Raw genomic sequence first — 11,812 nt, forward strand, 5'->3', positions numbered from 1 at the left:
CGGCCGCGGCCGTACTGGCGCTGACGACGGCGTGCGGTCAGGACGGCGCCCCCGCGGCGAGCAGTCAGAACGTGGGCGCGACGGCCCCGGCCGGCGGATTCGGCGGCTCCGGTTCGGGGACCGGCACCCAGACCGGCGTGGGCGCCGGCAACGGATACGGCGCCGACGGACAGCAGGGCGCGGCCGGGGCGTCCCGGACCGCCGGTCAACTGGCCGTCTCCGACGACGCCGAGCTGGGCAAGGTGCTGACGGACAGCGCCGGCATGACCTTCTACCGCTTCGACCAGGACACGGCCGAACCCCCCAAGTCCAACTGCGACGGCGACTGCGCCAAGGCCTGGCCGCCGGTGCCCGCCGGCGACGCCACCGCCGGCGCCGGCATCGACAAGGCGCTGCTGGGCGAGGTCACCCGCGCCGACGGCACCAAGCAGCTGACGATCGCCGGCTGGCCCGCCTACCGCTACGCGAAGGACACCAAGGCGGGCGAGGTCAGCGGCCAGGGCGTGGGCGGCAAGTGGTACGCCATGGCGCCCAACGGCAAGAAGGCCTCCCTGGCCGAACTGCCGGGCCTGTCGGTGAAGAAGACCGAACTCGGGGACATCGTCGTCGACAGGAACGGCATGACGGTCTACCGCTTCCTCAAGGACAAGGCGTGGCCGAAGTCGGTGTCGGCGTGCACCGGCGCCTGCCTGGAGAAGTGGCCGGCCGTGGCCCCGGTGCCCGCCGGTGACACCAAGGGTGTGCGGAAGAAGGGCCTGATGGGCTTCACCCGGCCGGACGGGGTGAAGCAGATGACCGTGAACTGCTGGCCGATCTACACCTTCTCCGGGGACAAGGTGCCCGGGGACCTCAACGGTCAGGGCGTCGGCGGCACCTGGTACGCCGTGTCCCCTGACGGAAAGCCGGTCGGCGCGCCCAAGTAGAGATCACCTCCCCTGGTCGATCGCCCACCAGACGGTGCCGGGACACGGAAGGGAGGGATGACACAGGCACAGCGAAGTGCCGGACGCACACGACGGCGCGTCACCGACCGGACCGCCCCCTCCGCACCGCACGGAGGGGGCGGTTCGCCGTGTCCGGGCGGCGCGGTCCACGGCACCTCCACGGACGGTTCGCCATACCCGCACATCGGTGTAATCCACCGTGATGCGGGCGCGGGCAGGTGTACGTGAGCGCAGGTGGTGACCGGGAACGGATGGTCAATTTCCGTTTGGGCTCGCTCCATTGGCGGGCGATCAGTAGCCTCGGCTCGAACACCGGATCGCCTACGTTGTGGAGAGAAGATGGAGCGTCCCGCCTGGGCTCCCCGGAGCATCGACATCTTGGTGCCGAGCGTCGCTCGCATCTACGACTACTACCTGGGCGGTTCGTACAACTTCGAGGTCGACCGGGAAGCCGCCCGCAAGGCCATGGAGTTCATGCCGGGGCTGCCCAAGATCATGCAGGCGAACCGGGCGTTCATGCGCCGCGCCGTGCGCTTCGCCCTGGACGAGGGCATCACCCAGTTCCTGGACATCGGCTCCGGCATCCCCACCTTCGGCAACGTCCACGAGATCGCCCAGGCCGTCCGCCCCGGCAGCCGCGTGGTGTACGTCGACCACGACCCGGTGGCTGTCACCCACAGCGAGGCGGTCCTGGCGGGCAACGACGACGCGGACGTCGTCGCGGCCGACCTGCGCAAGCCGCAGGACATCCTCGCGAGCCCCCGATTGCAGCGGCTGATCGACCTGAATCGGCCAGTCGCGCTGCTTCTCGTTGCCATACTTCACTTCGTGGAAGACACGGATGACCCATGCGGTGCGGTCGCCGAGCTGCGCGACGCGCTCGCGCCCGGCAGCCTGCTCGTCCTCACGCACGCCTCGTACGAGGGAATCCCGCTGCCGCCGGAGCGGAGCGAGGGCGCGGTCGACGTGTACCAGGACATTCGCAACCCGCTGATCATGCGCTCGCGCGAGGAGATCGCGCGGTTCTTCGAGGGGTACGACATGGTGGAACCGGGACTGGTGCCGATGCCGCACTGGCGGCCGGAGACGGCGCCGGAGGACGAGGATCCTTATGCCTTCTCCGGATTCGCCGGCGTGGGGCGGACGAGCGGGCGTACGGCGTGATCGCGGAGCCGGACGGGCCGGAGGGCAGACTGCGCCGGCTGACGACGATCTGGAGCCGGGCCGTCTTCCCGGTGACCTCCACCTCGCTGACCCGCCCGGAGTTCGAGGAGCAACTGCTGCCGCTCGCCCGCAGGTTGAGCGGAGCACTGCGGGCCAGGGTCTTCGACGCCGGTGAGGGCGAGGCGGTCGGCGCCGCGCTGGTCGGCGCCCACTGCACCGCCCCCGACGCGCTCAGCCGCTCCCTGGACTGCGTGGACGCCTACCTGGTGCTCTACTGCGGCGAGGGCGGTGACCAGGAGGACCTGCGGGCCCGTTCCGCGCGCCTGCAGCACGCCATGGCCGCCGGGTTCGCGCGGGCGCTGCGCGAACGCACGCTCGCCGAGCAGGAGGCCATCGCCCAGGCCGCGCTGCGCGCCCAGGGCGTGGTGGCACAGGCGCTGCACGCCAGTGAGGCCCGCTTCCGTGCGGTGTTCGAAGGCGCGGCCATAGGCATCGGCATCGCCGATCTGGAGGGCAACGTCCTGCAGATCAACGGCGCGCTGCTGCGCATGTTCGGTGGGTCCGAGCAGACCCTGCGGATCCGCAACGTCCGGGACTGGACGCACGCCGAGGACGCCCCGCAGGTGTGGCGGCTGTACGAGGAACTGGTGCGCGGCGAACGCGAGCACTACCACGTGGAGAAGGCCTTCTACCGGCCCGACGGCACGGTCCTGTGGACCAACCTCACCGTCTCCCTGCTCCGCGACCCCGACGGCAACCCCCAGTACCAGCTGGCCCTCATGGAGGACACCACCGAGCGGCGGCTGCTGAACCTCCGGCTGCGCTACGAGGCCACGCACGACGCGCTCACCGGACTGCCCAACCGCACCCTGTTCTTCGAGCGCCTGGAGAAGGTGCTGAGCGCGGGCGACGGCCGCCGTTTCGGACTGTGCTACCTCGACCTGGACGGCTTCAAGACCATCAACGACAGCCTCGGGCACGCGGCCGGCGACCGGCTGCTGGTGGAGGTCGCCGACCGGCTTCAGGCGTGCGCGACCGCGCCCGGCGAGATGGTCGCCCGGCTCGGCGGCGACGAGTTCGTGGCGCTGACCACCGGGACGGACACCCAGCGCGAGGTGGACGAGCTCGCCTCCCGCATCCTGAACGCGCTCGTGGCGCCCATCCGCATCGACGGCCGGGAGCTGACCGTGCGCGGCAGCATCGGCGTCGTCGAGGGCCCGGTGGGGGAGCGCAGCGCGGCGGAGGTGCTGCGCAGCGCCGACATCACCATGTACCGGGCCAAGTCGGCCGGCGGCAACCGCTTCGAGCTGGCCGACCCGGAGGCCGACGCCCGTACCATCACCCGCCACGGGCTGACCACGGCCCTGCCGGCCGCCCTGGACCGGGGCGAGTTCTTCATCGAGTACCAGCCGCTGGTGCGCCTCGGCGACGGCAGCGTGCGCGGCGCCGAGGCGCTGGTGCGCTGGCTGCATCCGCAGCACGGCGTCCTCGGCCCCGACCGGTTCATCCCGCTCGCCGAGCACACCGGGCTGATCGTCCCGCTGGGCCGCTGGGTCATGGAGCAGTCGGTGCGCCAGGCCCGCGAGTGGCGCGAGCGCTACGGCGACGGGACCGAGGGCCCGTTGCGCATCAACGTGAACCTCTCGCCCTGCCAGCTCACGCACCCCGGTCTCGTCCAGGAGACGGTCGACATCCTGGAGCGCACCGGTGTCGCTCCCGACGCGCTGTGCCTGGAGGTCACCGAGTCGGCGCTGATCGGCGCGGACGACGACCTGCTCAAACCGCTGCGCAGGCTCGCCGAGATGGGCGTCGACATCGCCCTGGACGACTTCGGCACCGGCTACTCCAACCTGGCCAACCTGCGCAGGCTGCCGGTGAGCGTGCTGAAGCTGGACCGATCCTTCACCCAGGGCATGCAGCAGTTCCCGGCCGACCCGGTCGACCTCAAGATCGTCGAGGGGATCGTGGCGCTGGCCCACAGCCTGGACCTCGCCGTCACCGTGGAGGGCGTGGAGACCGGCGCCCAGGCCGAACAGCTGCGCACACTGGGCTGCGACACCGCCCAGGGCTGGTACTACGCCCGCCCCGGCCCCCCGGACCGCCTGCACGAACTCGCCCTGGCGGACGCCACGGGCTGATCGTCACGGACGTACGGACGGCGCCCTCTCGGGCTGTTCGCGTGCGGCCTCGGACACGGCGACGGCCGCCCGGACGAGTGCCGCCGTGGCCGTCGAACGGGACTGCTGCGGCCAGGCGATCGCCAGAACCGCCGGCGGCGCGTCGACGACACGGCGGTAGACGACGCCGGGGCGCGGATAGCGGTCGGCGACCGAGGCGGGCAGCAGGCTGATCGCCTCGCCCAGCCCCACGAGCGTCAGCAGCTGAGCGAGATCGCGGCCCTCGCTCCGCTTCCCCTGGAGGAACCGGTGGAGTTCTCCCGGGCGCAGATCGAGATCGTCCAGGACGAGACGGTCGCGGGCGGCGAGGGGGTTGTTCGAGGCCAGCGCGGCGACGCGCGGCTCGGCGGCCAGCGTCTCGCAGTCCAGGCCGGTGCGGTCGAACGGCTCGTGGACCAGGGCGGCGTCGGCCTCGCCCCGGCGCAGCAGCCGCGGCTGCTCGCGCCAGCCGCACAGCCGGACCGCGACCGGGACGGCGGCGGGCTCGGCCGCGTAGCGCTCCAGCAGGGGTTCCAGCAGCCCGGCGTCGCCGTCGGCCTTCACCGCGAGGACCAGTTTCGGCTCCGGAGCGGCCGCGCGCTGCGCACGGCGCCCGGCCGCCTGGAGCGCGTCCAGGGCGATCCGCGCCTCCGCGAGCAGCACCTCGCCGGCCGGGGTCAGCGCGACGCTGTGCGTGGTCCGCTCGAACAGGGTGACGCCGAGCTCGATCTCCAACCGGCGGATCGCGCGGGACAGGGGCGGCGGCGAGATGCCCAGCCGCTCGGCGGCGCGGGCGAAGTTGAGCTCCTCGGCGACGGCGACGAAGTAGCGCAGCGGACGGGACTCCACAGGCTTCCCCCTCCGATCGGTATTGCCTTCAGGGTAACGACCGCGAGCGGATCGATCCTTCAGTTGTGACCGCCCGAAGCGCAGGATCGATCCGCTCGATTGCTTCGCGACTTCTGGAGTCTGGAGATTCCCGTGATCGTTGTGACCACCCCCACCGGCCGGATCGGCCGTCAGCTCCTCGACCGCCTGCTCGACACCCCGGATGCCGCCGGTCCGGTCCGGGTGATCGCCCGCGATCCGGCAGGCCTGGCGCCGCGGGCCAGGGGCCGCGTCGAGGTCTTCCAGGGCTCGCACGCCGATCCCGCGGTCCTCGCGGCGGCGTGCGAGGGTGCCGACCAGGTGTTCTGGCTCGTGCCCCCGACGCCCGGCGCCGACAGTGCGCAGGAGCACTTCCGCGCCTTCACGGAGGCGTTGTGCAAGGTGATCGACGCCCAGGGTGTCGAACGTGTCGTCGCCGTCTCCACGCTGGGCCGCGGGGTGGCGAAGAACGCCGGCCAGATCTCGGCGTCGCTGGCCATGGACGACCGGATCAGCGCCACCGGGGTGCACTACCGGGCACTGTGCCCGCCGTTCCTGATGGAGAACCTGCTCCACCAGGCCGGGGCGATCCGCGAGCAGGGCGTGTTCCGCCTGGCCGCGTCCGAGGACCGCGTGGTGCGCACCTGCGCCACCCGCGACATCGCCGCCACGGCGGCCCGGCTGCTGCTCGACGGCTCCTGGACCGGGCACGGCGACGTTCCGCTGGTCGGACCCGACGCGCTGACCCCCGCGGGCATGGCGGAGGTCGTCTCCGAGGTCCTTCGGCGGCCGGTTCGCATGCAGCGCACCAGCGTCGCGGACTACAAGGCGACGCTGCTGCGCTTCGGGGCGACCGAGGGCTGGGCGCAGGACCTGGCCGACATGGTTCAGGCGCTCGACGAGCAGGGCTTCTACGGCGCCACCCAGCCGGCCACCCCCGAGAACGCGCCCACCGGCTTCCGCCAGTGGTGCGAGGAGGTGCTCAGGCCGGCCGTCCTCGCCTGATTCGTCCGGACGCGGAGCCGGCTCACCGCTCCAGGAGCATCCGCTGCAGCTCCCGTGCCGCGCGCGGCGGGGCCACGTCACTGCGGTGGGCCAGCGCGATGGTCCGGTACAGACCCGGCCGGGCCAGCGGGGTGACGCGCAGGCCGCGCCCGGAGCGGGTGGCGACCATGCGCGGTACGACGGCGACGCCGAGACCGGCCCGTACGAAGCCCAGCACGGCGTCCATCTCGCCGCCCTCGACGGCCAAGTCCGGCTCGAAGCCCTCGGCCCGGCACGCGGCGACGGTCAGTTCGCGCAGGTCGTAGCCGTGGCGGAACATCACCAGGCGCTCGCCCTCCAGGTCCGCGATGCGGACCGTGCGCCGCCCCGGGCCGCCAGGCACGGGCGCCTCCGGTGACGAGACCACCACCAGGTCCTCGCGCAGCAGCTCCACCGTGGTCAGGGCGGGGGACGGGGAGGGCAGCGGCAGGACCACCAGGGCGAGGTCGAGGGCGCCGCGGGCCAGCTCCCGGACCAGGTCGTGCGAGCCGCCCTCCTCCACCAGCAGCCGGATGCCGGGGTAGCGGTCGTGGAAGGCGCGCAGCACGTCCGGCAGCAGTCCCGTGCACAGACTCGGGGTCGCCCCGAGCCGTACCCGGCCGCTGCGCAGCTGCACCAGTTCCTGCACCTCGTGCCGGGCGGTGTCGGCGTCCGCGAGGATGCGGCGGGCCAGCGGCAGCAGCGCCTCGCCCGCGTCGGTGAGGGTGATGTTGCCGCGGGCCCGCAGGAACAGGTCAGCGCCGAGCTCCCGCTCCAGTGCCTTGATCTGCTGGGACAGCGAGGGCTGGGCGACATGGACCAGATCGGCGGCCCGGGTGAAGTGCCGGGTCTCGGCGACCGCCACGAAGTACTGGAGCTGCTGGAACTGCACCCAGCCATCATAGCCGTCTCCTATCGGAACGAGCCGTACCATGTCTTGGACCGATGAGGTCCTTCGGCCCTAGCGTCATGGGCATGGCTCTGGCAACGCGGACGGACCGACGGCCGTCCATGACGCGTACCGTGTGGGACTCGACCGTCGGCAAGAAGATCGTGATGGCGGTCAGCGGGCTGATCATGCTGCTGTACCTGGTCCTCCACCTGTACGGCAACCTGAAGGTCTTCTTCGGGCTCCAGGCGATCGACGACTACGCCGTCTGGCTCCGTAACGTGGGCGAGCCGTTCATGCACCGCATGTGGACGCTCTGGCTGGTCCGCGTCGTGCTGGTGGTCGCCGTCGTGGCCCACGCCGTCAGCGCGTACCAGCTCAGCCGGCGCGACATCAAGGCCCGTCCCAGCAAGTACGTGCGCAAGAGGCCGCGGGCGACCTACGCCACGCGCACCATGCGGTGGGGCGGGGTCATCCTCGGGCTGTTCATCGTGTGGCACATCCTCGACCTGACCACGGGCACCGTGCACACCGGCGGTTTCCAGGACGCCCACCCGTACGAGAACATCGTCGACACCTTCTCCACCTGGTACGGCAACGTCATCTACATCGTCGCCATGCTGGCCCTCGGTCTGCACATCCGGCACGGTTTCTGGAGCGCCGCCCAGACCCTCGGTGCCGGCAGCCGTACCCGTGACCGCGCTTTGAAGGCCACCGCCAACGTTCTCGCACTGCTGCTCACGGTCGGCTTCATCTCCATTCCCGTGGGCGTCATGACCGGATTGGTGAGCTGACATGACCTCGTACCTGGACTACACGACCGGCGAGCCGGTCGCCGACACCAAGGCCCCCGCCGGCCCGATCAACGAGCGCTGGGACAAGCGCCGTTTCGAGGCCAAGCTGGTCAACCCGGCCAACCGGCGCAAGCAGACGGTGATCGTCGTCGGCACCGGTCTGGCCGGCGGCTCCGCGGGCGCCACCCTCGCCGAACAGGGCTACCACGTCGTCCAGTTCTGCTACCAGGACTCCCCGCGCCGCGCCCACTCCATCGCCGCGCAGGGCGGCATCAACGCCGCCAAGAACTACCGCAACGACGGCGACTCGATCCACCGCCTCTTCTACGACACGGTCAAGGGCGGCGACTTCCGCTCCCGCGAGTCCAACGTCCACCGCCTGGCCCAGATCTCCGTGGAGATCATCGACCAGTGCGTGGCCCAGGGCGTGCCGTTCGCCCGCGAGTACGGCGGACTGCTCGACACCCGCTCCTTCGGCGGCGTCCAGGTCTCCCGGACCTTCTACGCCCGCGGCCAGACGGGCCAGCAACTGCTGCTCGGCGCCTACCAGGCGCTCTCGCGGCAGATCGCCGCGGGCAACATCGAGATGCATCCGCGCACCGAGATGCTCGACCTGATCGTCGTGGACGGCCGGGCCCGCGGCATCGTGGCGCGCGACCTCATCACCGGCCAGATCGACACCTACTACGCCGACGCCGTCGTCCTCGCCTCCGGCGGCTACGGCAACGTCTTCTACCTGTCGACCAACGCCATGAACTCCAACGCGACCGCCGTCTGGCGGGCGCACCGGCGCGGCGCCTACTTCGCCAACCCCTGCTTCACCCAGATCCACCCCACCTGCATCCCGCGCACCGGCGACCACCAGTCCAAGCTCACCCTGATGAGCGAGTCGCTGCGCAACGACGGCCGCATCTGGGTGCCCAAGGCCAAGGGCGACACCCGCCCGCCGAACCAGATCCCCGAGGACGAGCGCGACTACTACCTGGAGCGCATCTACCCGTCCTTCGGCAACCTCGTGCCCCGCGACATCGCCTCCCGCGCCGCGAAGAACGTCTGCGACGAGGGCCGCGGCGTCGGCCCCGGCGGTCAGGGCGTGTACCTGGACTTCGCCGACGCCATTCAGCGGATGGGCAGGAGGAAGGTCGAGGAGAAGTACGGCAACCTCTTCGACATGTACGAGCGGATCACCGCGGAGAACCCGTACGAGGTTCCCATGCGCATCTACCCCGCCGTGCACTACACGATGGGCGGCCTGTGGGTCGACTACGACCTGCAGACCACCATCCCCGGCCTGTTCGCGGTCGGCGAGGCCAACTTCTCCGACCACGGCGCCAACCGCCTCGGTGCCTCAGCACTGATGCAGGGCCTGGCCGACGGCTACTTCGTCCTCCCCGCCACCATCAACGACTACCTGGCCCGCCACCCGCACCAGGAGCCGGTCACCGACGACCACCCGGTCGTCCAGGAGGTCCTGGCGGAGACCGGGGACAGGCTCAACCTGCTCCTGTCCGTCGACGGCGACCGCACCCCCGACTCCTTCCACCGCGAACTCGGCGAGCTGATGTGGGAGTTCTGCGGCATGGCCCGCACCGAGACCGGCCTGCGCAAGGCGCTCGAGCGCATCCCGCAGATACGCGAGGAGTTCTGGCGGCGCATCAAGGTGCCCGGCACCGGCGAGGAACTCAACCAGTCCCTGGAGAAGGCCAACCGCATCGTCGACTACCTGGAGCTCGCCGAGCTCATGTGCCTCGACGCACTGCACCGCTCCGAGTCCTGCGGCGGCCACTTCCGCGAGGAGTCCCAGACCCCCGACGGCGAGGCGGCCCGCAGGGACGACGAGTTCGGCTACGCCGCGGCCTGGGAGTTCACCGGCACCGGCGAGGCACCGACCCTGCACAAGGAAGACCTGGTCTTCGAGTACGTCCACCCCACCCAGCGGAGCTACGCATGAAGCTCACCCTGCGCGTCTGGCGGCAGAAGAACGCCGACGCCGACGGCACCATGTCCACCTACGAGGTGGACGGCATCTCGCCCGACATGTCCTTCCTGGAGATGCTGGACGTCCTCAACGAACAGCTCATCCTCGGCGGCGAGGACCCCGTCGCCTTCGACCACGACTGCCGCGAGGGCATCTGCGGCGCGTGCAGCCTCGTCATCAACGGCGACGCGCACGGCCCCGAGCGCACCACCACCTGCCAGCTGCACATGCGGTCCTTCAAGGACGGCGACACCATCGACATCGAACCGTGGCGGGCCGCCGCGTTCCCGGTGGTGAAGGACCTGGTGGTGGACCGCTCGGCGTTCGACCGGATCATCCAGGCCGGCGGTTACATCACCGCGCCGACCGGCTCCGCGCCGGAGGCCCATGCCACCCCCGTGCCGAAGCCGGACGCCGACTTCGCCTTCGAGCACGCCGAGTGCATCGGCTGCGGGGCATGCGTGGCGGCCTGCCCCAACGGTGCGGCGATGCTGTTCACCTCGGCGAAGATCAACCACCTCAACGTGCTGCCGCAGGGAGCGCCCGAGCGGGAGACCCGGGTGCTGGACATGGTGGCGCAGATGGACGCCGAGGGCTTCGGCGGGTGCACGCTGACCGGCGAGTGCGCCACCGCCTGCCCCAAGGGCATCCCCCTGATGTCCATCACCAGCATGAACAAGGAGTGGCTGCGGGCGACCCGCAAGGTCGCCAAGCGATAGGCGTTCGCCGACAGGGTGCGGACGGGCGGGACCGGGCGTGGTGCTCAACCCCGGTCCCGCCAGGCATCGTTGTCAGTGGGCGGCGGTAGTGTGCCCGCATGATCTTCCGAAACAAGGGGAGGAAGCGGTTCCTCGACGCCGTCACGGCATTCGAGGCCGCGGTGCTCGACCGGGACGGTGACCGGTCGACGCAGGCGTTCCAGGAGATTCACCGGAACTTCCAGCAGGCCGGCGACGAGGAGATCGCGGCGGCCGGCCCGCGCCTGGCCGCGCTGCTGCCCGAGGTCCCCCCGGGGCCGCGCGGGATGATCGCCGTGGTGGTCGGCGCCTGTGTGGAGCGGGGAGCGGACGCGCGACGGTGCGCCTCGGACGTCTTCGGCGGGCTCGCCGGCGCGCTGGCCGACGCCGGAGAGTTCTGCAAGCGCTGGGCGGCGACCGGAGGAGGGGACTTCCCCGAGCCGGACCCCGGCGACCCGGACCCCGCCGTGGTCGAGCGGGTCGGCCGGCAGGCGGCGCTGGGCTGGTGGACACTGCCCCAGTGGGAGATGGCGTCCGTCGCGATGCTGAACCGCCCCGAGGTGCGCACCTCGCTCGGCGACACCCTGCGCACCCGGCTGCTGACGGCCGTACGCCCGGTGGAGGAGGCCTCCGGGCACGACTTCAAGTGCCTGGTGTACGCCCTGCTCGTCCTGGACGGCGAACCGCTGGTCGTCCTGCACCGCCCCACCGGAACCGGCTACGCGCTTCGCATGGGCGGCATCGGAGACAACTTCCAGCTGCACACCCTGCTCGCCGACATCCTCGTCGGCGGCGGCCACATACCCGGCCGGGCCCCGTCCGCCGCGGAGGCGGCCGTCTGCCGGGACCAGCCCGGGCAGGTGCCCACCACCGGCTCCTTCGACCTCGTCGCCCCGACCGGGGAATGGATATGGAACGAGGGCACCCCCTCGGACATCCCCGTCGTGGACGGCGTACGGCTGCTCGTCCTCGACCCGCCGTCCTACCAGCGCAGCTGGCCCGCCGGCCGCTTCTTCCCGCACATGACCGGCGGCCTCCTCCTGGAGCGCGTCCTGGACCGGGAGGAGGCCGGGCTGCTGCTCGCCGGATGCGTGGCCAAAGAGGGCTGACCGCCCTCGACCCGCCGTTCAGCATCCCCACATCTGCTCTCCTGGCACAGGTCACGCGCACGCCAACCGGCATCGGAAGAACAGGAGCGGAGGGCCGCACGCACCGGCCCGCCACCCCCGCCGCCGAACCGGCCCGTGACCAGGAGAGAGC

The 11,812-nt window shown here is 71.4% G+C and carries 10 protein-coding genes; 8 read left to right on the plus strand and 2 right to left on the minus strand.

Annotated elements, in window-relative coordinates; translation table 11 throughout:
• The 3 genes from BZY54_RS43410 to BZY54_RS43420 all read left to right on the plus strand — a co-directional run.
• The coding region (locus BZY54_RS43410; RefSeq protein WP_107419972.1) for an SCO0930 family lipoprotein at positions 1-923 on the plus strand (923 nt) is incomplete at its 5' end.
• Between the two features lie 360 nt (positions 924-1,283).
• Positions 1,284-2,108: an SAM-dependent methyltransferase gene (locus BZY54_RS43415; RefSeq protein WP_086730863.1), complete on the plus strand. Its 825-nt coding sequence runs from the start codon at positions 1,284-1,286 to the stop codon at positions 2,106-2,108.
• A complete protein-coding gene (locus BZY54_RS43420; protein WP_086730864.1) occupies positions 2,105-4,246 on the plus strand; it encodes a putative bifunctional diguanylate cyclase/phosphodiesterase in 2,142 nt (713 codons plus the stop codon). The genes BZY54_RS43415 and BZY54_RS43420 overlap by 4 nt, the downstream gene beginning before the upstream one ends.
• A gap of 3 nt (positions 4,247-4,249) precedes the next feature.
• Here the strand turns inward: BZY54_RS43420 and BZY54_RS43425 are convergent, their stop codons facing one another.
• Positions 4,250-5,113 (minus strand): LysR family transcriptional regulator, encoded by an 864-nt coding sequence (locus tag BZY54_RS43425; protein ID WP_086730865.1) that lies wholly within the window; start codon positions 5,111-5,113, stop codon positions 4,250-4,252.
• Between the two features lie 132 nt (positions 5,114-5,245).
• Between BZY54_RS43425 and BZY54_RS43430 the strand changes: the two genes are divergently transcribed.
• Positions 5,246-6,136 (plus strand): NAD(P)H-binding protein, encoded by an 891-nt coding sequence (locus BZY54_RS43430; RefSeq protein ID WP_086730866.1) that lies wholly within the window; start codon positions 5,246-5,248, stop codon positions 6,134-6,136.
• A gap of 22 nt (positions 6,137-6,158) precedes the next feature.
• Here BZY54_RS43430 and BZY54_RS43435 read toward each other — a convergent pair whose 3' ends face one another.
• Positions 6,159-7,046, minus strand: coding sequence for a LysR family transcriptional regulator (locus tag BZY54_RS43435; protein WP_086730867.1), 888 nt, complete (start codon positions 7,044-7,046; stop codon positions 6,159-6,161).
• 119 nt (positions 7,047-7,165) lie between these two features.
• Between BZY54_RS43435 and BZY54_RS43440 the strand changes: the two genes are divergently transcribed.
• The 4 genes from BZY54_RS43440 (at position 7,166) to BZY54_RS43455 (ending at position 11,661) form a co-directional block, all read left to right on the plus strand.
• On the plus strand, positions 7,166-7,837 hold the full coding sequence (locus tag BZY54_RS43440; protein WP_086730868.1) for a succinate dehydrogenase: 672 nt from the start codon (positions 7,166-7,168) through the stop codon (positions 7,835-7,837).
• A 1-nt stretch (position 7,838) separates the two neighbouring features.
• Positions 7,839-9,788, plus strand: coding sequence for a fumarate reductase/succinate dehydrogenase flavoprotein subunit (locus BZY54_RS43445; protein WP_086730869.1), 1,950 nt, complete (start codon positions 7,839-7,841; stop codon positions 9,786-9,788).
• Positions 9,785-10,534 carry a succinate dehydrogenase/fumarate reductase iron-sulfur subunit gene (locus BZY54_RS43450; protein ID WP_086730870.1) on the plus strand — a complete coding sequence of 250 codons (750 nt, stop codon included), beginning with the start codon at positions 9,785-9,787 and terminating at the stop codon, positions 10,532-10,534. Before BZY54_RS43445 ends, BZY54_RS43450 begins: the two co-directional genes overlap by 4 nt.
• A gap of 98 nt (positions 10,535-10,632) precedes the next feature.
• The gene (locus BZY54_RS43455) at positions 10,633-11,661 is read left to right on the plus strand and encodes a hypothetical protein (RefSeq protein ID WP_086730871.1); all 1,029 of its coding nucleotides are present in this window, start codon (positions 10,633-10,635) and stop codon (positions 11,659-11,661) included.
• Positions 11,662-11,812: the final 151 nt, after the last annotated feature.

The organism is Streptomyces carpinensis (assembly GCF_002154505.1).
Lineage (GTDB): Bacteria > Actinomycetota > Actinomycetes > Streptomycetales > Streptomycetaceae > Streptomyces > Streptomyces carpinensis.

Coding starts and splice junctions, on each gene's coding strand:
- BZY54_RS43415 (WP_086730863.1), top strand. CDS start 1,284: ATGGAGCGTCCCGCCTGGGCTCCCCGGAGCATCGACATCTTGGTGCCG.
- BZY54_RS43455 (WP_086730871.1), top strand. CDS start 10,633: ATGATCTTCCGAAACAAGGGGAGGAAGCGGTTCCTCGACGCCGTCACG.
- BZY54_RS43445 (WP_086730869.1), top strand. CDS start 7,839: ATGACCTCGTACCTGGACTACACGACCGGCGAGCCGGTCGCCGACACC.
- BZY54_RS43450 (WP_086730870.1), top strand. CDS start 9,785: ATGAAGCTCACCCTGCGCGTCTGGCGGCAGAAGAACGCCGACGCCGAC.
- BZY54_RS43440 (WP_086730868.1), top strand. CDS start 7,166: ATGACGCGTACCGTGTGGGACTCGACCGTCGGCAAGAAGATCGTGATG.